Origin of the sequence: Streptomyces sp. CB02980 (assembly GCF_014451325.2) — a bacterium.
Classification (GTDB): domain Bacteria; phylum Actinomycetota; class Actinomycetes; order Streptomycetales; family Streptomycetaceae; genus Streptomyces.
This window is the reverse complement of sequence record NZ_JACSCH020000026.1, coordinates 64,019-81,625: the sequence shown is the minus strand read 5'-3', so window position 1 is coordinate 81,625 and position 17,607 is coordinate 64,019. Positions and strand designations below refer to the sequence as shown.

Below are 17,607 nucleotides of genomic sequence, written 5' to 3'. Positions count from 1 at the left end.
AGAAACCGCAGGTGGGGGCCTTGATCACGCGTAGGGCTACTTCTTGCCCTGGTTCTTGACCGCCTCGATCGCCGCCGCGGCGGCCTCGGGGTCGAGGTAGGTGCCGCCCGGGTTGAGGGGCTTGAAGTTCTCGTCAAGCTCGTAGGCGAGCGGGATGCCCGTCGGGATGTTGAGGCCCGCGATGGCCTCGTCCGAGATGCCGTCGAGGTGCTTCACCAGCGCGCGGAGGCTGTTGCCGTGGGCCGCGACCAGGACCGTGCGGCCCGACAGGAGGTCCGGGACGATCGCGTCGTACCAGTACGGGAGCATCCGCTCCACGACGTCCTTCAGGCACTCGGTGTCCGGGCGCAGCTCCGGCGGGATCGTCGCGTAGCGCGCGTCGTGCGCCTGCGAGAACTCGCTGTCGTCCGAGAGCGGCGGCGGCGGGGTGTCGTACGAGCGGCGCCACAGCATGAACTGCTCCTCGCCGAACTCGGCGAGCGTCTGGGCCTTGTCCTTGCCCTGGAGGGCGCCGTAGTGGCGCTCGTTGAGGCGCCACGAGCGGTTCACCGGGATCCAGTGGCGGTCCGCGGACTCCAGCGCGAGCTGGGCGGTGCGGATGGCGCGCTTCTGGAGGGAGGTGTGCAGTACGTCGGGGAGCAGGCCGGCGTCCTTGAGCAGCTCGCCGCCGCGCGTCGCCTCCTTCTCACCCTTCGCGGTGAGGTTCACGTCCACCCAACCGGTGAACAGATTCTTCTCGTTCCACTCGCTCTCGCCATGGCGGAGGAGGATCAGCTTGTACGGTGCGTCGGCCATGCGTACGAGCCTAATGGACCTCTGACGATTGACGCGCGTCGTCAATCCGCTGGCGTCCGGCACATGAGATGCGTAAGTTACGAGAGCCGTAAGAGGGACTTACAGATAGCAGGGGGCCGGCCACACATGTCCATCGACTCGCTCAGACGATCAGCCAGCGCGACCGTCTCCGGCCTCCCGCAGGGCTTCTGGTGGCTGTGGCTGTCGACCCTGGTCAACAGGACCGGGGCTTTCGTCCTGACTTTCCTCTCCCTCTATCTGACGGTGGAACTCGGGCACTCGGCGTGGTTCGCCGGACTCGTCATCGCCCTCCACGGCCTCGGCGGCGTCGCCGGTTCCCCGCTCGGCGGCGCGCTCACCGACCGCTGGGGCCGCCGCCCCACCATGGTCACCATGCACCTCGCGGCCGCCGCGTCCGCCGCCGCCCTCGCCGTCGTCACCAGCGCCTGGGCCATCGCGACGGTCGTCCTCCTCATGGGGGTGGCGATGCAGGCCGTCCGCCCGTCGATCAACGCCACCATCGCCGACATGGTCCCCGCGCACGACGTGCGCCGGGCCTACGCCCTCAACTACTGGGCCCTGAACCTCGGCTTCGCCATCGCCTCCATCGGCGGCGGCGCCGCGATCTTCCTCGGTTACCGGACGCTGTTCGTCGTCGACGCCGTCGCCACCGCGCTGTGCGCCCTCATCGTCTTCCTCCGCCTCCCCGAGACCCGCCCCGAGGCCCGGACCGACAAGGCCGGCAGGCCGGTCGTCGAGGACAAGGTCAGCATGCTGACCGTGCTGCGCGACGCGCCCTTCCGCACGCTCGTCCTCCTCAACCTCTTCGTCTGCATCGTCTTCACCGCGCCCTGGATCGGCCTCCCCCTCACCATGGCGGACAAGGGCCTCTCGCCCTCGTCCTACGGCGTCGTCATCGCCGTCAACGGCATCGTGATCGTCGGCTTCCAGCTGCTCGTCAACAAGCTGACCGACAAGCGCTCCCCCGTCCTCCTGCTCACCCTCTCCTCCCTCCTCTTCGCCGTCGGCACCGGTGCCACCGCCCTCGCGGGCTCCTCCGTGGTGGCCTTCGCCGCGACCGTCGTCGTCTGGACCGTCGGCGAGATGATCCACGTCCCGACGAACGCCGCCGCCACCGCGCGCCTCGCCCCCGAGCACGCCCGCGGCCGCTACCAGGGCGTCATGGGCATGTCCTGGGCCGTCGCCGGTTTCGTCGCCCCGATCGGCGCCGGCGCCATCGTCGGCGGCCCCGGCCCGAACGTCCTCTGGGCCGCGACCTTCGCCATCGGTGTCCTCGCCGCGGTCGGCTACACCGTGCGGCTTCGCAAGGCCCTCGACGACATCACCGACAACGACAGCAACGACAGGGCCGGCGGCGACGCCGACGGTGAGGTCGCCACCCCGGCCGACGTCAAGGACCGCGTCGGCGTCGAGGACCGCGTCGGTGTCGAGGACCGCGTCGGTGTCGAGCCCGGCCTCGGCGTCGAGCCCGGCGAGGGCCTCGGCGACGTCGACTCCGCCGGGAAGTCCCCCGTCACCGCCTGACCCGGGGCCCCCTCCCGGCGAGCCTGAACCCGCTTCCCTCCCTGCGCACTTCGGCGATGCCCGACCCGCCGAAGTGCGCGGGCACGACCAGCTCCCGCTCGTCGGCGGCCCGTTCGAGGATCCGGCGGCGGCTCGCCGACGCCCCCCGCGCGTCCAGGCAGAAGCAGCTGTTGTGTGCGGGGTCGAGGATCTGCACGGGACTGTGCAGCAGGTCCCCGACGAAGACCGCCCGCTCCCCCGCCGACGCGAGCCTCAGCACGGCCGACCCGGGCGTGTGGCCGGGCGCGGACTCCAGGGTGAGGTGCTCGTCGATGCGGTGGACGCCGTCCCAGAGGACGATCCGCCCCGCGCGGTGGAGGGGCGCGACGCTGTCCTCGTAGACGAATCGGTCGGCCTGGTCGCGGTTGCCGCCGTAGGCGTTGTCCGGCCCGAAGTGGGCGTCGTCCGCCGCCGGTACGAGGTACTCGGCGCGCGGGAAGGTCGGCACCCACTCCCCGCTGCCGGTGCCGTCGCTGCCGGTGCCGGTGCCGGTGCCGTCGCTGCCGTCGGCGGCTCGGGTGTTCCAGCCGACGTGGTCGGCGTGGATGTGGGTGTTGACGACGACGTCCACGTCCTCGGGGCGGACCCCGGCCCGCTCCAGAAGGCCGAGGAAGTCCCCCTGCCAGTGGTGGAACTGCGGCGAGCCCGGCCGCTCGCGCCCGTTGCCCACCCCGGTGTCGACCAGGATCGTCCGTCCCCCGCTGCGCAGCACCCAGGTCTGCAGCGCCATGACCGCCCGGTCGCTCTCCGGGTCCCAGTGGTCCGGCGCCAGCCAGTCCTCGTTGTCCTTCCAGGTCTTCTCACCGGCCGAGGGGACGAGCTCCCCGGCGGTCGCGAACGGCCCCTGCCACTCGACGACCCGGATGACCTCGACGTCCCCCACCACCATGCGCTGTGCGCTCTCCTGTGTCATGGAGTCGACGTTAGGGAGCGCCGATGAGCCTCTCAATGCCCGTACGACTCCGCCGGATACGCGTACGTCTCATCGTGGGGCCCTCGGGCGGTCTGGCAGGGCTACGCTGGCGCGATGGACGTGGTGAGCGACGCGATCTCGGCCGTACGGATCGGGCGGCCCTCCTCCCAGCGGGTGCGGGTCGCCGGGAGCTGGTGCACCCGCCTCGCCCCGTACGACGGCGCGGGCTTCCATGTCGTCCTCGAGGGGCACTGCTGGCTGCTGCCCGACGGCGGCGACCCGGTCGCACTCGGCCCGGGCGACGCCATCCTGCTGCCGCACGGGACCGGGCACGTGATCGCCGACGGGCCCGCCGACGCGGCGAGGCTCGCGCGCGCCGTGCCCTTCGAGCGGTGGCCGGCCGGGACCGGGTCGCCGCCGCGGAGGCCGGAGCCCGCCACCGCCCCCGAGGACGGCGCCGCGGTGGAGATGCTGTGCGGCAAGTACCGGCTCGACCGCAGCCACGTCCACCCGCTCCTCGCGGAGCTCCCCCCGCTCGTCCATCTGCCGAACCGGGCCGACCGGGCCGCCGGTACCGGCGGCGTCGATCCCGGCCTGCGCTCCGCCATCGCGCTGCTCGGTCACGAGGTGGGCGAGCGGCTTCCCGGCTCGGGGGTCGCCCTGCCGAGCCTGCTCGACCTGCTCCTCGTCTACATGATCCGTTCCTGGACGGCCGAGAACGCCGCCCCGGGGCGCCGGGGCGGCACGGCCGGAACCTGGCCGGCCGCCCTCGGCGACCCGGTGACCGCCGCCGCCCTGCGGGCCCTGCACACCGACCCGGCCGCCCCTTGGACCAACGAACTCCTCGCGGCCGAGGCCGGGGTCTCCCGGCCCACCCTGGCCCGCCGTTTCACCGCCCTCGTCGGCCGGCCGCCGATGGCGTACCTCACCTGGTGGCGGCTCACCCGCGCCGCCGCCCTGCTCCGGGACACCCCGGACCCGTTGGCCGCCGTCGCCCGACGCGTCGGCTACAGCACGCCGTACGCCTTCTCGCACGCCTTCCGCCGGGAGTTCGGCACGACCCCGGGGCAGTACCGGGCGGGCCTGGCCGCGGCTACCGCCGGCTGAGCGCGCGCTGTGCCTCGTACAGGTTCGCCGGCCGCACCGAACCCGGGCTGCCGTAGGCCTCCACGCGCGCGTGGAGCTCGCCCGTGAAGTCAGGGACGTCGATCTGGTCGAACTCGCGGACCTCGCCGATGCCGACCGTCGCGCTGTACGGGGCGATGGTGTCGATCTTCACCAGGCCGGCCCGGCCGTTCGTCACCGTCACGTTCCAGTGGGCGAACCGGGCTCCGTAGAGGGGACCGGCGGAGGCGTCGCCGCCGTGCCGGCCGTTGTTCTCGACCGTGATCTCGGTCCGCACGTTCGCGAAGGGCATGCCCCGGTGGGTGTCGAAGGTGCCCATCTCCATCACCCCGCGCGACCAGACGTTGTGGCTGGACAGGCCCTCGACGTTGATGCCGTGGAGCTGGGTGCCGGCCGGCGCGGGGACCGTACGGGCCGCGATGCGGAAGTCCTCGACCAGGTTGTCGTGCGCGCCCTCCCGGCAGAAGTAAGGGTGGTGGGAGCCGCGGCCCTCCACCCGCGTACGGCGCAGGGTGCAGGCGGAGGCGGCGACGAGTCCGAAGCCGTTGTCGACGTGCCGGACCACCACGTCCTCCGCCCAGCAGTCGTACGCGCACTGAAAGGTGACGCCGTTGTAGCCCTTGTCCAGGAGGTGCGGGGACTGCGGGGTCTCGACCGCCTCCAGGGTCAGGCCCACCACCCCGGAGTGGGTGAGCGCCTCCGCCCCCGAGACGAGCCGGGGGTCCCACTCCGGGCGCGCGTCGAGCGGGAGCGGGCGCTCCAGGGTGACCGTCCGGCCGCGTACGGCGGTGATCCTCACGGGCCACTCGTAGGGGACGTAGCTGGTCAGCTTGGTCTTGTCGTCCCAGAAGTACGCCTCCGGGCCGGCGCCGTCGCCCGCCATGTGCTCCAGGAGCGTGTGGTCGGCGTCGTCGGCGAGGCGGAGGACGACGAGTCGGCCGCGCCGGAGGGCGGAGGGGTCGTCGACCGTGATCGTGCGGTCGCCCCGGCGGCCGGGCCGGACGGTCGTCAGGGTGGTCCACTCGTCGCGCCTGTTGCCGGTCCAGCCCTCGAAGGGCCAGGCCCGGTCCCGTATCGCGGCGACGAGGGAGGCGTGCCGGGCCTGCGGGGAGAGCCAGATCAGGCCGCCGGCCCAGGACCAGGAGGACTTGTCGCCGCCGTAGCGGGAGCCGTACGGGCCGATCAGTTCGGTGAGGTGCCGGGTGGCGAGCAGTCTCGTACGGCCGGAGCCCGCGCCGCGCAGGACGACACCGCTGTGGCCGATCCGCAGGTAGTCGTCGATCCGGTACGTGCCCGGCGGGAGGAGGACCGTGCCGCCGCCGCGTTCCCCCGCCTCCGTGAGGGCGCGGTTGATCGCGGGCGCCGAGTCGGTCGAGCCGTCGGGGGTGGCCCCGTGGGTGAGGGCGTCGGCGACGACGCGGGGGCGGGGTGCGCGGCGGGCGCCGCCGTGGGCGCCGGCCCGGCCGACGTACGGGATCTGGGGGTGGGTGTAGGGGGCGGCCTCGAACTCCCGCCAGAGCCCCGCGGGGCGGGTGGGGGGAGCGAAGCCGGTGGTGCCCAGTGCCGCGGTCGTGGCTCCCGCGACGGCCACGGCGCCGCCGACGAACTGCCTTCTGCTCAGTGCCATGCCCCTGAACCTTTCATGTATATGAACGGTGTTCAGATCTGCGTCGGCCGTGAGCATGGCACTGGAAGTCCCTTGCGGGAAGAGGTCAGTTACCGGGTTTCTGAGTCAGGTTCTTGAACGCGTCGAGATTCCGGGTCGACTCGCCGCGCGAGACCCGCCACTCGTACTCACGCCGGATCGCCGAGGCGAAGCCCAGCTCCAGGAGCGTGTTGAAGTCGCCGTCCGCCGCCTCCAGGACCGAGCCGAGGAGCCGGTCAAGCTCCTCGGGCGTCACGGCGGAGAGCGGCAGCTTGCCGGCCAGGTAGATGTCGCCGAGGCCATCGACCGCGTAACTCACCCCGTACAGCTTGAGGTTGCGCTCCAGAAGCCAGCGGTGGACACCCGCCTCGTTCTCGTCGGGGTGACGGATGACGAAGGCGTTGAGGGAGAGCGAGTGGCGTCCGACGCGCAGCGAGAGCGTGGTGAAGAGTTTGCGCGTGCCGGGGAGTTTGACCACGTAGGAGCCCGGTGCGGGGGACTCCCACTCCAGTTCCGCGTCCTTGAACGTGTCCTCGACGGTCCGCCGGACGTCCTCAAGATCAGACATGGTGGGAGCGTACGCGACGGCGGTTCTCCCGCAGCCGATGGTCGTGCACGGCGGCCGTGTACACATCCGCCGTACCCGAGGCCGCCGTGTCCCAGCCGAACGACCCGGCGTGCAGGGCAGCCGCCGCGCCCATCCGCGCCGAGAGCGACGGGTCCGCCACGAAGCGGCCGAGCGCCCGGGCGTAGTCCACCGGGTCGTGCCCCTGGACGAGGAAGCCGGTCACGTCGTCCCGTACGGCCACGGGCAGGCCGCCCACCGCCGCCGCGACGACCGGGGTGCCGGCCGCCTGCGCCTCGATCGCGACCAGACCGAAGGACTCGCTGTACGACGGCATGACGAGGACGCTCGCCGCGCGGAACCAGTCGGCGAGCCGGTCCTGGCCCACCGGCGGGTGGAAGCGCACGATGTCCGCGATGCCCAGCCGGGCGGCCAGCTTCTGCAGCCCCTCCGGCTTCGCCAGGCCGCTGCCGCTCGGGCCGCCGACCACAGGAACGATCATGCGCGAACGCAGCGAGGGGTCCCGGTCGAGGAGCTCGGCGGCGGCGCGCAGCAGGATGTCCGGGGCCTTCAGCGGCTGGATGCGGCCGGCGAAGACGGGGATGAAGGCGTCCTGCGGCAGCCCGAGCCGGGCGCGGGCGGCGGCGCGGCCGTCGGCCGGGCGGAAGTGGTCGAGGTTGACGCCCGGGTGGACGACCGCGATCTTGCCGGGGTCCGCGTCGTAGAAACGGGCGAGCTCGTCGGCCTCCTCGGCCGTGTTCGCGATCAGCCGGTCGGCGGCGTCGACGATCTGCGTCTCGCCGATCACCCGGGCCGCGGGCTCGGGGGTGTCGCCCTCGGCGAGCGCCGCGTTCTTGACCTTCGCCATGGTGTGCATGGCGTGGACGAGCGGGACGCCCCAGCGCTCGGCGGCCAGCCAGCCGACGTGGCCGGAGAGCCAGTAATGGGAGTGGACCAGGTCGTAGTGGCCGGGCCGGTGGCCCGCCCAGGCCTGCATCACGCCGTGCGTGAAGGCGCAGAGCTGGGCCGGCAGCTCTTCCTTGGCCAGGCCCTCGTACGGGCCGGCGTCGACGTGCCGCACGAGGACGCCGGGGGTCAGCTCGACGACCGGGGGGAGGCCGCCGGTGGTGGCCCGGGTGAAGATCTCGACCTCGATGTCGATGGCGGCGAGTCGTTTCGCCAGCTCGACGATGTAGACGTTCATGCCGCCCGCGTCGCCCGTGCCGGGCTGGTGCAGCGGGGAGGTGTGGACGCTGAGCATGGCCACGCGGCGCGGGGTGCGGTTCCGGCCGGGGAGCCGGAGCCGGGCCGGTGCCGGGTGCCGGTGCCGGGTACCGGCGAACCGGGACACGTACTGGCTCACGTCGGCGGTCCTTCCGCTCGGGGGGCGAACGCATCGGGTCCGACACGTTCGGGTCTGAGCACGTCGGGCTGAACAGGTCGAACAGGTCGGGCCGAGCCGGTCGGCCCGAACGGGTCGGGCCGAGCTCGGCGCCGTGGGCATGACGGCGGGAGGGCGTGGTGCGCCCTCCGGCCGGGACAACACCGGAACGGACCCTTTCATTTCCATCACCGATGGCGCTTTGCCAATTCATTACCGGGGCGCACCACCCCACACCCCCACCCCGTAACCTTTCGGCATGGCCCCGCGCACCACCCTCCCCGTCGGCACCCCGACCCGCGGGACCACCAACCCCAACCGCCTGCGCCGCATGGACCGCTGGATCGCCGCCGTCCACGGGCCCGCCCTGCGCCGCTCCCCCGAGCCGCCGCTCGCCGTGGACCTCGGGTACGGGGCCGCCCCCTGGACCGCCGTCGAGCTCCTCGCCCGGCTGCGCACCGCCGAACCCCGCACCCGCCTCTACGGCATCGAGATCGAGCCCGCCCGCGTCGAGGCCGCGAAGCCGTACGAGCACGAGGGCCTCTCCTTCCTGCACGGCGGCTTCGAGGTGCCCGTACCCGGCCGGGTCGCCCTGATCCGGGCGGCGAACGTGCTGCGCCAGTACGACGAGGAGCAGGTCGCGGCCGTCTGGGAGCGGCTGTGCGGGCGGCTCGCCCCGGGCGGGCTGCTCGTGGAGGGCACCTGCGACGAGATCGGGCGCCGGCACGTCTGGGTCGCGCTCGACGGGAGCGGGCCGCGGACGGTGACCTTCGCGACCCGGCTCGGCTCGCTCGACCGGCCGTCGGACCTGGCGGAGCGGCTGCCGAAGGCGCTGATCCACCGCAATGTGCCGGGTGAGCCGGTGTACGCGTTCCTGCGGGACTTCGACCGGGCGTGGGCGGCGGCGGCCCCGTACGCCTCGTTCGGCGCGCGGCAGCGGTGGATCCGCTCGGCCCGCGACCTGGCGGCGGACTGGCCGCTGACGGACGGGCCCCGGCGGTGGCGCCAGGGCGAGGTGACGGTGCGGTGGGAGGCGCTGGCGCCGCGGGGGTGAGGGGCCGGTGGGGGCGGCGGCACCTCGGGGGTGAGGGGTCGGCGGCACCACGGGGGTGAGGGGTCGGCGGCACCTCGGGGGTGAGTGAACGAGACCTCTCTTTTCCCAACTGGCGCTGAATTTCCGGTACGTCGGGAACGCCACGCCCGTATCTCTCGTCCCCCGTGGGGGGAGCAGGCCCGACAGGCCCCGGTTTCCCCTGTTGCTTTACGGTTTCGCATGGCACTATCGCCAAGGTCACCGCTAAGTTACTGACGGTAAATCAGATTTGGTCACTCGAGGGGGAGCTCGTGAACCGACGCCGCCACGCCACCGCCGCGATCACCATGATCTGCGCCTTGACCGTGCTGGCCTCGCCCGCGCTGACCCTGCAGGCCGCCGCCGCACCGCTCCCGCCGCCACCTCCCAAGAAGAGCCTGGAGGAGGTGCGCCAGGAGATAGACACCCTGTACCGGCAGGCCGCCGTCGCCACCGACGCGTACAACCTCGCGGAGGAGAAGACGAAGGAGCAGTCCGCCGAGATCGTCCGGGTCGCCGTGATGATCGTGGAGGGCCGCGAGAAGATCGAGGCCCTCAAGGCCAAGGCCGGCGCCACCGCCCGCGCCCAGTACCGCAACGGCGGGCTCCCCGACGGCGCGCAGCTCGTCCTCACGAACGACCCCCAGCTCTTCCTCGACAACGCGGGGCGCCTCAAGGCCGGGGCGAAGGCCACCACGGACCTGCTCGGTGAAATGACCCGCACGCAGGCCCAGTTGGACGTCTACGCCAAGGACGCGGGCGTGAACTGGACCAAGCTGGAGGCCAACCGCGTGCGGCAGGCCCAGGCGAAGAAGGAGATCAACGGCAAGATCGCCGCCGCGAAGAAGCTGGAGTCCGAACTCGCCGCCGAGGAGCGGGAGCGACTGCGGCGGCTCGAGGAGCAGGCGCTGTCCAGGGCCCAGACGACCTGGCTCGGCACCGGTGTCCTCGCCGGCCTCAAGGGGGACACGACGCCGGCGGCGAAGAAGGCGATCGAGTTCGCGACCGGGCAGATCGGCAAGCCGTACGAGTGGGGCGCGGAGGGACCGGACTCGTTCGACTGCTCGGGACTGACCCAGCTCGCCTGGGGCACGGCGGGCCGGCCGATACCGCGTACCTCGCAGGAGCAGTGGCGCCTGCTGCCGCGCGTGGACATCAAGGACATGCGACCCGGCGACCTGATCGTCTACTTCAAGGACGCGAGCCACATCGGGATGTACGTCGGAAGCGGCACGATCGTCCACGCACCGCGCCCCGGCCGGAACGTGACGCTCGCGGGGGCGGGCTCGATGGAGATCCTGGGCGTCGTCCGCCCGATGTGACGGGTCGCCGTCCGCCGGTGTGCCGGCGGACACCGTCTCGCACCCTCCCCCGATGTGACGGAGTCCACGCGAGGCGGCGGAACCGCGGGCGCCGCCCAGGCGTGACCTTTCTCATTGCCCCGGGGGCGCCCCGTCGGCCGTACGGGGGCAAGTACCTCCCCTTCCGCGGCATATGCCAATCGAGACGCGGACGCCGACCCGCTGATCACCATTCCGCTGCGCACCGCCCTACCGCTATGGTCCGGGACGGGCGGGACGCCACCCGGCGCCCTGCGCACCCTCGGGGGGAGGGAAGGAAACCGGACCGATGCCCGTATCCGTACCGCGTCAGAGAAACGTCTCTGCCGTTGCGGGACCCGGCGACGTCGCCACTACGGACGCCACCGCCATGGACGCCACCGCTATGACAGGCACAGTCACAGGCACCGATCGCACCGATCTCACTCTCCTGGTCGTCGAGGACGACCCGGCGGGTGCCCTCGCCGTACCCGAACTGCTCGACGCGGCCGACGCCGCCGGCACCCGGGTCCGCATCCGTACCGCCCGCAACCTCACCGAGGCCGAGCGGCTCCTCACCGACGACGTCCACTGCATCCTCGTCGACCTGTCCCTGCCCGGCCCCCGCGCCGCCGCGGGCGACGACCCGCTCGCCCCGCTGCGGCACATCCTGCGGCTCGCCCCGCGCCACGCCGTCCTCGCGCTCGCGGCCTCCGCCGACGCCGAGCTGGCGGCCGAGGCGGTACGCGTCGGAGCCCAGGACCACCTCTTCCGCGAGGAACTCGACGGGCGGCTGCTCAGCCGGGCCATCCGGTACGCGGTCGAGCGCAAGCGCGCCGACGCCGTCCAGGTGAAGCTCGCCGAGTCCCGGCTCCGCGCGCAGGAGAACGCCCGCCTGGAGCGCGGGCTGCTCCCCACGCCGCTCCTGGAGGGCTCCGACCTCCGGTTCGCGGCCCACTACCGGCCCGGCCGCTCGCGCGCCCTGCTCGGCGGCGACTTCTACGACGTGGTCCGTACGCCCGACGGCACCGTCCACGCCATGATCGGCGACGTGTGCGGCCACGGCCCCGACGAGGCCGCGCTCGGCGTCGAGCTGCGGATCGCCTGGCGGGCCCTGACCTTCGCGGGGCTGTGCGGGGACGAGTTGCTCTCCACGATGCAGCAGGTCCTGGAGCACGAGCGGGAGAGCGAGGAGATCTTCGCGACCCTCTGCACCGTCGACATCGCGCCCGACGGCCGCCGCGCGGGCCTGTGCCTGGCCGGGCACCCGTCGCCGCTGATCGCCCGGCAGGGGCGGGCGGCACGGCTGCTTCCGTACGAGGACGGCGGCCCGGCTCTCGGACTGCTGCCGCGCGCCCGCTGGCCGCGCCGGCAGGTCGAGCTCGGCGGGGCGTGGAGCCTGCTCATGTACACGGACGGACTGATCGAGGGACGCTCGGCCGGACCCGGCTCGCCGCGGCTCGGCCAGGACGGGATGGTCGACATGATCAACCGGCAGCTGACCTCGGGCCTGCGGGGCGACGAGCTCCTGGAGGCCGCGGTGACGGAGGTCCGGTCCCTGAACGGCGGCGAGCTGACGGACGACGTCGCGGTCCTGGCCCTGGAAAGGGACAGGACCCGGGGATGACCCCGGGCCCTGATGTCGCTTCGTGCGGCCAGGGCCTGTCCGACCCTGATCCGCCAGGCCTAGCGGCCGCCGTTGTAGGGGCCGTACGGCCCGTCACTGCTGGAGCCGCCGCCCCGCCGGCCGCCTCCGCCGCCCGACACCTGCTGGAGCGCGGGTCGGACGTCGACCATGAAGACGATGGCGGCGATCACTCCCGCGATCTGCAGGAACAGCATCGGGAAGAGCAGGTTCAGGGCGAGGTTGATGCCCAGGACGATCAGCCAGAACTTCTTCGTCTGCTTCTCGGCGGCGCGGTAGGCGTCCTCGCGCGCCATGGCGGCGAAGACGAGCGCGGCGACGGCGAAGCCGGTGAAGATCAGGAACATCACCAGGGAGAGGAGGGAGTCGAATCCCGCGCGCAACATGCTGAGCACCGCCTAGGGAAGAGGGAAAGAGCGCCTCGCGGTCAAGGTACCCGGTTCAACGCACCAGGTACCCGCATTGGTGCCCGGTGCTACTCCTTCTCGGCGGCGACGGACGCCTTCTTGGCGGGGGCCTTGCGGGCGGTGGTCTTCCGGGCGGGCGCCTTCTTGGCCTCGGCGGGCTCGGACGCGGCGGACTCGGACCCGGACCCGGCGGAGGCCTCCACCGGCTCCTCGGCCTTGGTCTCCTCCGGCTCGACGACGACGGCGATCTCGACGATCTCCTCGGCGACCTCCCCACGCCAGGCCTTGACGGCCTCCTCGCCGTGGGCGGCGACCTCCTCGTACTTCTCGCGGGCCTTGACGGCGTACTCGGCGGCGACGCCGACGCCGCGCAGGGCGAGGTCCTGGGCGGTCTCGCCGAGCTTCTTGAGGTCCGTGTCGAGACCGCCGACGACGTCGGCGAGCTTCGACTGCACGGTCGCCTGGGCCTCCTTGGCCTGTGCGGTCACCTTCTCCTGCACGGCCTTGGGGTCGGTGTTCCGTACGGCCTCGATGCGGGCGGGCGCCTCGGCGGCGATCTGCTCGATCAGGCCGGGAACCTTCTTGGCCTGCTGCACGGCGAGGTCCGCGGTGCCGGCGGCGAAGTAGAGAGGGGTACGCAGTTCGTCGATGATGGCCATGCTGGTGGTCCTCCCGGTGGTGACGTACGAGCGAGCGCTGGCTCAGGGGCGGTCAGGCATCGGACGCGTCGGCGGGCCGCTCGGCGGCCGCGGCGGGGGCGCCCGCGGGGGTCTCGGCGGTTCCGGTGGTTCCGGCGGTTCCGGCTCCGATGGATCCGGCTCCGGCGTGGTCGGCCTCGGCGGTTCGTGCCGCCTGGGCCGCCTGGGCGGCTGCCGCGGCAGCCGCGGCCGCCTCGACGGCGTTCTCCTTGCGGAAGGATTCGTAGATCTGGAGCAGCACCTGCTTCTGCCGCTCGTTGATCGAGGGATCGGCGAGGATGACGGCGCGCGTCTCCAGCTCCTCCCGCTCCTTCTCGTCGAGGATTCCGGCCCGTACGTAGAGCGTCTCGGCGGAGATCCGCAGCGCCTTCGCGACCTGCTGCAACACCTCGGCGCTGGGCTTCCGCAGCCCCCGCTCGATCTGACTCAGGTACGGGTTCGACACCCCGGCGGCGTCGGCGAGCTGCCGCAGGGAGAGCTGCGCGGTCCGCCGCTGTTCGCGGAGGTACTCACCGAGATTGCCGACGTTGAGCGATGCCATGCCCCGACCATGCCAGCCTTTGCTAACTATTGCAAGCAGCCGCTTGCAAGAGTCGCCCCCGGTCGGCAACCGCCCGGGGGCGCCCGTACGTCCTCAGGACACGACGCAGTCCACCCTCCGCGACACCCCTCCGCCCGCGCCCGGCCGGCCGCGCCCGGCCGGCCGCGGTGCGACCGCGCCGCCGATCCGGCCGGTGCGGCCCCTCGGCCGACCGGCCCGCGCACTCGTGCGAGGCCCGTCTAAATCCCCGTGATCCTCGCGGGCACTGCTGCGAGACTGGGCCGCATGGAGACGACGACGGGGCGCTTCCGGGCGGCGGTCAGGGAGTGGGCGGCCGATGGCGCGGAGGCTTCGGCGGCCGCCGCGGCCGCGCGCGAACTCGCCGCCGGCACCGAGCTGCGTACGGCCGTGCTCGTGGAGGGGGTCAGCGACCACGTCGCGCTCGATGCGCTCGCGGCCCGTCACGGCCGCTCCCTCGACGCCGAGGGCATCGCCGTCGTTCCGCTCGGCGGGGCGACCAACATCGGCAGGTTCGTGCATCTGCTCGGGCCGCAGGGGCTCGGCGTCACGCTCGCGGGCCTGTGCGACGCCGGCGAGGAGGGCCATTTCTCGCGCGCGCTCGAACGCGAAGGACTCGGCCACGACCTCGCGCGCGCCGACATGGAGCCGCTCGGCTTCTACGTGTGCGACGCCGACCTGGAGGAGGAGCTGATCCGCTCCCTCGGCGCCGAGTCGGTGCAGCGGGTCGTCGACGCCCAGGGCGACCTGCGGGCCTTCCGCATCTTCCAGAAGCAGCCCGCCCAGCGGGAGCGGGACGTCGAGCGGCAGCTGCGGCGCTTCATGGGCACCATCAGCGGGCGCAAGAGCCAGTACGCCCGCTCGCTCGTCGCCGCCCTCGACCTCGCCGAGGTGCCCCGCCCGCTGGACCGCCTGCTCGCGCACGTGTCCGCGTCCGCGGCCACGAGCTGAGGAACCTGCACCCGCTGCCCCTCTGACCCTCCGCCCGCCTCCGCCCCGGCTCAGGCCGCCTCAGGCCGCCGGGGTGTCGAAGCGGCGGCGGGCCGTCTCGATGGCGCCGAGGTACTGGTGGGTCCAGTCGCACATGCCGTCGATCGTCGCCCGGAGCGCGCGGCCCGGCGCCGTGAGCGTGTACTCGACGCGGGGCGGGACCTCGGGGTGCACGGTCCGGTCGATCAGGCCGTAGCGCTCCAGCATGCGCAGGTTCTGGGTGAGCATCTTGTGGCTGATGCCCTCGATCTCGTTCCGCAGCTCGCTGAAGCGCAGGGTGCGCTCACCGAGCCGCTCGACGATCAGGAACGCCCACTTGTTGGCGAGGTCGGAGAAGATCTCCCGCGCCAGGGAGTCCGCGCGCCGCAGGTCCGCGTCCTCGGGCGAGCCGCTGTACTGCTTGGTCACCATCAGGTTCCCCAGTCACCGAAAAGTGCGTTCTTCCATGTCAGCGGCCACTCTCCTACGGTTCCCGAGTCACTACAAGAGACCACGTTCACCGCTGCTCTCCCCCGGAGGAAGCCATGACCATCACCCTCGTGAACCCCGACGGACTTCCCACCGTCGACGTCTACCGCCAGGTGTCGATCGCGACCGGGTCGAAGCTGGTCTTCCTCGCCGGCCAGGTCGCCTGGGACGCCGACGGCGGCACGGTCGGCGTCGGCGACCTCGCCGCCCAGGTCGAGCGGTGCTACCTCAACGTCGGCACCGCCCTCGCCGGCGGCGGCGCCTCCTTCGACGACGTCGCGAAGCTGACCGTGTACGTCGTCGACTGGACCCCCGACAAGATGCCCCTGCTCCTGGAGGGGATCGCCCGGGCGGCCGCCCGGCTGGGGGTCACTCCGGTGCCGCCGGCCACGCTGATCGGCGTCGCCGCGCTCGACGTGCCCGAGCACCTCGTCGAGATCGAGGCCACCGCGGTCGTCGGCTGAGGCCGCGGAGCCGCCGGCCGCGTCCCGCCGCCCCACCGCCCCGCCCGCCCCGCCCGTCTCGCCCGTCTCGCGCCCGTCACCTCTCGCGCCCCTCCCGCCCCGCCGTGCCATGCTGGTGGGCGTGGCACTGGAGGACCTGGTACGGCTGCGCCGGGCGCGGGACGTGATGGATCGCGACTACGCGCAGCCGCTCGACGTACCCGCGCTCGCCTCCGTCGCCCTCATGTCGACCGGTCACTTCGCCCGCAGCTTCCGCGCCGCCTTCGGCGAGACCCCGTACAGCTACCTCATGACCCGCCGCGTCGAGCGCGCCAAGGCACTGCTCCGGCGGGGTGACATGAGCGTCACGGACGTCTGCTTCGCCGTCGGGTGCACCTCGCTCGGGTCCTTCAGCTCCCGCTTCACCGAACTCGTCGGCGAGACGCCGTCCGCCTACCGGGCCCGCCGCCACGAGGACGGGGCCTCGATCCCGGCGTGCGTCGCGAAGGTCCGTACGAGACCGGTCCGCAGGACCTGAGCCATCGGTCGGTTTCGGAGAAGCGGGATTCTCCGGTCCGCCGTAGCTTCGAAGGCATGAACGTCAAGCTCTCGCAGTGCTTCATCGCCGTCGACGACCACGACAAGGCCCTCGCCTTCTACCGCGACGCCCTCGGCCTCGAGGTGCGGAACGACGTCGGTTTCGAGGGGATGCGCTGGGTGACCGTCGGGTCCCCCGCGCAGCCGGACGTGGAGATCGTCCTCGAACCGCCGCTCGCCGACCCCAATGCCTCCCCCGCCGACCGGCAGGCGGTGGCCGAGCTGCTCGCCAAGGGCATGCTGCGCGGCGTGATCTTCTCCACCGACGACGTCGACGCCACCTTCGAACACGTCCGGGCGGCCGGCGGCGAGGTCCTCCAGGAGCCGGTCGACCAGCCGTACGGCGTCCGCGACTGCGCCTTCCGCGACCCGGCGGGCAACATGCTGCGCTTCACCCAGCCCCGCGCCTCGTAGCACCCCGCACCTTGCCGAACCCTCCTCGCCGGGGCAGGAGGGTCGCGTCGGCGCCCCGGGCTCGGGCGCCGGCCCACCCCGGCCCGGCCCGGCCCCGACCCCCGGTCAGGCGCGGCAGCGCAGCATCACCAGTGGCGGGTGGGCGAGGAGGTCCGCCCAGAAGTCCTCGCCGAACTCCTTGATGCCCGCCTCGGACACCTCCAGCGGCACCCACTCCACGTCCCGGAACCCCGCCGCCCGCAGGCACTCCTCGTAGACCTCCCGGCGCGGGACCGTGCCGATGATGCTGATCGGCTCCGGGTCGAGGAGCGCCGTGACCCGGACGCGCGGACCCGTCTCGCCCTCCTCGCCCGTCGGCTCGCAGCGGAAGCCGTACGCGGGCAGGGACGCGCAGTCGAACCGGTAGTCGGGCCGCTGGGCGAGCACGAAGAACTCACCGCCCGGCACCAGGTTCCGGTGGATGCTTCGGCACATCCGCTCCATCCCCGCGATGTCCTCGGCGTAGTTGAGACACTGCACGCCGAGCGCGATGTCGAACTTCCGGTCCAGTGAGGGAAGTTCCGCCACGTCGCCGACCTCGTAGCGCACGCCGCCCAGCGGGTCGCGCTCCTCGAACTCCCGCGCGGCGGCGATCATCTCGACGGAGATGTCGACGCCGAGGACCTCCGTGGCGCCGCGCCGCCTGAACTCCCGGCTGTAGAAGCCGGTTCCGCACGCCAGGTCGAGAACCGACCTGCCGCCGACGTCCCCGACCATGCCCAGGAAGCTGGGCACCTCTCCGTACCGCGTCAGCGGCAGGGACTTGAAGCCCTCGAACGCCTCGCCGATCCCGTCGTACTGCTGCCGCACGCCCATGTGGCGCCCCCTCGTGTCCTTCGTCGTGTGGTCCCGAAGTCCTGCGCGCCCGTCGAGTCTGCGCCGCCGCACCCCGCCCGCCGTACTGGCAGATGACACGAGAGGTCGGCGGGGTGACCCCCGTATCACCCA

At 72.7% G+C, this 17,607-nt stretch carries 19 protein-coding genes; 9 read left to right on the top strand and 10 right to left on the bottom strand.

The genetic code is table 11. The features are described 5' to 3' along the window. Positions 1 to 36 precede the first annotated feature (36 nt). Positions 37 to 795, bottom strand: coding sequence for a phosphoglyceromutase (locus E0F75_RS36560; protein WP_055601085.1), 759 nt, complete (start codon positions 793 to 795; stop codon positions 37 to 39). 126 nt (positions 796 to 921) lie between these two features. Between E0F75_RS36560 and E0F75_RS36555 the strand changes: the two genes are divergently transcribed. Continuing rightward, positions 922 to 2,340, top strand: coding sequence for an MFS transporter (locus E0F75_RS36555; protein WP_229315285.1), 1,419 nt, complete (start codon positions 922 to 924; stop codon positions 2,338 to 2,340). On the opposite strand, the gene E0F75_RS36550 is transcribed toward E0F75_RS36555, so the two are convergent. Next, the gene (locus E0F75_RS36550; RefSeq protein ID WP_229315284.1) at positions 2,330 to 3,292 is read right to left on the bottom strand and encodes an MBL fold metallo-hydrolase; all 963 of its coding nucleotides are present in this window, start codon (positions 3,290 to 3,292) and stop codon (positions 2,330 to 2,332) included. The genes E0F75_RS36555 and E0F75_RS36550 overlap by 11 nt on opposite strands. A gap of 114 nt (positions 3,293 to 3,406) precedes the next feature. Here E0F75_RS36550 and E0F75_RS36545 point away from each other — a divergent pair, with 114 nt between their 5' ends. After that, positions 3,407 to 4,399 (top strand): AraC family transcriptional regulator, encoded by a 993-nt coding sequence (locus tag E0F75_RS36545; RefSeq protein WP_229315283.1) that lies wholly within the window; start codon positions 3,407 to 3,409, stop codon positions 4,397 to 4,399. Here E0F75_RS36545 and E0F75_RS36540 read toward each other — a convergent pair. The 3 genes from E0F75_RS36540 to mshA all read right to left on the bottom strand — a co-directional run bounded on the left by E0F75_RS36540 (position 4,386) and on the right by mshA (position 7,990). Further along, positions 4,386 to 6,044 carry a glycoside hydrolase family 55 protein gene (locus E0F75_RS36540; RefSeq protein WP_229315282.1) on the bottom strand — a complete coding sequence of 553 codons (1,659 nt, stop codon included), beginning with the start codon at positions 6,042 to 6,044 and terminating at the stop codon, positions 4,386 to 4,388. The genes E0F75_RS36545 and E0F75_RS36540 overlap by 14 nt on opposite strands. Positions 6,045 to 6,129: 85 nt before the next feature. Then, complete coding sequence (locus E0F75_RS36535) at positions 6,130 to 6,630, bottom strand: YbjN domain-containing protein (RefSeq protein WP_229315281.1); 501 nt, start codon at positions 6,628 to 6,630, stop codon at positions 6,130 to 6,132. Continuing rightward, positions 6,623 to 7,990, bottom strand: coding sequence for a D-inositol-3-phosphate glycosyltransferase (mshA, locus tag E0F75_RS36530; protein WP_229315280.1), 1,368 nt, complete (start codon positions 7,988 to 7,990; stop codon positions 6,623 to 6,625). The genes E0F75_RS36535 and mshA overlap by 8 nt, the downstream gene beginning before the upstream one ends. 277 nt (positions 7,991 to 8,267) lie before the next feature. Here mshA and E0F75_RS36525 point away from each other — a divergent pair, with 277 nt between their 5' ends. From E0F75_RS36525 to E0F75_RS36515, 3 genes are all read left to right on the top strand, one after another. Then, entirely contained in the window at positions 8,268 to 9,062 is a 795-nt protein-coding gene (locus E0F75_RS36525) for a class I SAM-dependent methyltransferase (protein ID WP_229315279.1), read from the top strand. Between the two features lie 290 nt (positions 9,063 to 9,352). After that, positions 9,353 to 10,402, top strand: a complete 1,050-nt coding sequence (locus tag E0F75_RS36520) for a C40 family peptidase (RefSeq protein ID WP_229315278.1) — start codon at positions 9,353 to 9,355, stop codon at positions 10,400 to 10,402. 307 nt (positions 10,403 to 10,709) lie between these two features. Next, positions 10,710 to 12,026 (top strand): PP2C family protein-serine/threonine phosphatase, encoded by a 1,317-nt coding sequence (locus E0F75_RS36515; protein ID WP_229315277.1) that lies wholly within the window; start codon positions 10,710 to 10,712, stop codon positions 12,024 to 12,026. A 59-nt stretch (positions 12,027 to 12,085) separates the two neighbouring features. Here E0F75_RS36515 and E0F75_RS36510 read toward each other — a convergent pair whose 3' ends face one another. The 3 genes from E0F75_RS36510 to E0F75_RS36500 all read right to left on the bottom strand — a co-directional run bounded on the left by E0F75_RS36510 (position 12,086) and on the right by E0F75_RS36500 (position 13,690). Beyond that, complete coding sequence (locus E0F75_RS36510) at positions 12,086 to 12,430, bottom strand: DUF2516 family protein (protein WP_030323240.1); 345 nt, start codon at positions 12,428 to 12,430, stop codon at positions 12,086 to 12,088. Positions 12,431 to 12,519: 89 nt separating this feature from the next. Next, positions 12,520 to 13,110 carry a hypothetical protein gene (locus E0F75_RS36505; RefSeq protein ID WP_229315276.1) on the bottom strand — a complete coding sequence of 197 codons (591 nt, stop codon included), beginning with the start codon at positions 13,108 to 13,110 and terminating at the stop codon, positions 12,520 to 12,522. Between the two features lie 52 nt (positions 13,111 to 13,162). Beyond that, positions 13,163 to 13,690: a helix-turn-helix domain-containing protein gene (locus tag E0F75_RS36500; RefSeq protein ID WP_229315275.1), complete on the bottom strand. Its 528-nt coding sequence runs from the start codon at positions 13,688 to 13,690 to the stop codon at positions 13,163 to 13,165. A gap of 285 nt (positions 13,691 to 13,975) precedes the next feature. Between E0F75_RS36500 and E0F75_RS36495 the strand changes: the two genes are divergently transcribed. Next, entirely contained in the window at positions 13,976 to 14,659 is a 684-nt protein-coding gene (locus E0F75_RS36495) for an ATP-dependent endonuclease (protein ID WP_229315274.1), read from the top strand. A gap of 60 nt (positions 14,660 to 14,719) precedes the next feature. Here E0F75_RS36495 and E0F75_RS36490 read toward each other — a convergent pair whose 3' ends face one another. Next, positions 14,720 to 15,109 (bottom strand): helix-turn-helix domain-containing protein, encoded by a 390-nt coding sequence (locus E0F75_RS36490; protein WP_229315273.1) that lies wholly within the window; start codon positions 15,107 to 15,109, stop codon positions 14,720 to 14,722. A gap of 113 nt (positions 15,110 to 15,222) precedes the next feature. Here E0F75_RS36490 and E0F75_RS36485 point away from each other — a divergent pair, with 113 nt between their 5' ends. The 3 genes from E0F75_RS36485 (at position 15,223) to E0F75_RS36475 (ending at position 16,620) form a co-directional block, all read left to right on the top strand. Continuing rightward, positions 15,223 to 15,630: a RidA family protein gene (locus E0F75_RS36485; RefSeq protein ID WP_229315272.1), complete on the top strand. Its 408-nt coding sequence runs from the start codon at positions 15,223 to 15,225 to the stop codon at positions 15,628 to 15,630. A gap of 109 nt (positions 15,631 to 15,739) precedes the next feature. Beyond that, positions 15,740 to 16,147 (top strand): helix-turn-helix domain-containing protein, encoded by a 408-nt coding sequence (locus E0F75_RS36480; RefSeq protein ID WP_229315271.1) that lies wholly within the window; start codon positions 15,740 to 15,742, stop codon positions 16,145 to 16,147. Between the two features lie 56 nt (positions 16,148 to 16,203). Further along, positions 16,204 to 16,620 carry a VOC family protein gene (locus E0F75_RS36475; RefSeq protein WP_229315270.1) on the top strand — a complete coding sequence of 139 codons (417 nt, stop codon included), beginning with the start codon at positions 16,204 to 16,206 and terminating at the stop codon, positions 16,618 to 16,620. Between the two features lie 105 nt (positions 16,621 to 16,725). On the opposite strand, the gene E0F75_RS36470 is transcribed toward E0F75_RS36475, so the two are convergent. Continuing rightward, positions 16,726 to 17,475: a class I SAM-dependent methyltransferase gene (locus E0F75_RS36470; RefSeq protein ID WP_229315269.1), complete on the bottom strand. Its 750-nt coding sequence runs from the start codon at positions 17,473 to 17,475 to the stop codon at positions 16,726 to 16,728. Positions 17,476 to 17,607: the final 132 nt, after the last annotated feature.

Bases quoted from the DNA above. Each gene is read 5' to 3' on its own strand.
- E0F75_RS36495 (WP_229315274.1), top strand. From the start codon at position 13,976: ATGGAGACGACGACGGGGCGCTTCCGGGCGGCGGTCAGGGAGTGGGCG.
- E0F75_RS36515 (WP_229315277.1), top strand. From the start codon at position 10,710: ATGCCCGTATCCGTACCGCGTCAGAGAAACGTCTCTGCCGTTGCGGGA.
- E0F75_RS36545 (WP_229315283.1), top strand. From the start codon at position 3,407: ATGGACGTGGTGAGCGACGCGATCTCGGCCGTACGGATCGGGCGGCCC.
- E0F75_RS36490 (WP_229315273.1), bottom strand. From the start codon at position 15,109: ATGGTGACCAAGCAGTACAGCGGCTCGCCCGAGGACGCGGACCTGCGG.
- E0F75_RS36505 (WP_229315276.1), bottom strand. From the start codon at position 13,110: ATGGCCATCATCGACGAACTGCGTACCCCTCTCTACTTCGCCGCCGGC.
- E0F75_RS36485 (WP_229315272.1), top strand. From the start codon at position 15,223: ATGACCATCACCCTCGTGAACCCCGACGGACTTCCCACCGTCGACGTC.
- E0F75_RS36535 (WP_229315281.1), bottom strand. From the start codon at position 6,630: ATGTCTGATCTTGAGGACGTCCGGCGGACCGTCGAGGACACGTTCAAG.
- E0F75_RS36510 (WP_030323240.1), bottom strand. From the start codon at position 12,430: ATGTTGCGCGCGGGATTCGACTCCCTCCTCTCCCTGGTGATGTTCCTG.
- E0F75_RS36555 (WP_229315285.1), top strand. From the start codon at position 922: ATGTCCATCGACTCGCTCAGACGATCAGCCAGCGCGACCGTCTCCGGC.
- E0F75_RS36500 (WP_229315275.1), bottom strand. From the start codon at position 13,690: ATGGCATCGCTCAACGTCGGCAATCTCGGTGAGTACCTCCGCGAACAG.
- E0F75_RS36525 (WP_229315279.1), top strand. From the start codon at position 8,268: ATGGCCCCGCGCACCACCCTCCCCGTCGGCACCCCGACCCGCGGGACC.
- E0F75_RS36540 (WP_229315282.1), bottom strand. From the start codon at position 6,044: ATGGCACTGAGCAGAAGGCAGTTCGTCGGCGGCGCCGTGGCCGTCGCG.
- E0F75_RS36560 (WP_055601085.1), bottom strand. From the start codon at position 795: ATGGCCGACGCACCGTACAAGCTGATCCTCCTCCGCCATGGCGAGAGC.
- E0F75_RS36475 (WP_229315270.1), top strand. From the start codon at position 16,204: ATGAACGTCAAGCTCTCGCAGTGCTTCATCGCCGTCGACGACCACGAC.
- E0F75_RS36470 (WP_229315269.1), bottom strand. From the start codon at position 17,475: ATGGGCGTGCGGCAGCAGTACGACGGGATCGGCGAGGCGTTCGAGGGC.
- E0F75_RS36550 (WP_229315284.1), bottom strand. From the start codon at position 3,292: ATGACACAGGAGAGCGCACAGCGCATGGTGGTGGGGGACGTCGAGGTC.
- E0F75_RS36480 (WP_229315271.1), top strand. From the start codon at position 15,740: ATGCTGGTGGGCGTGGCACTGGAGGACCTGGTACGGCTGCGCCGGGCG.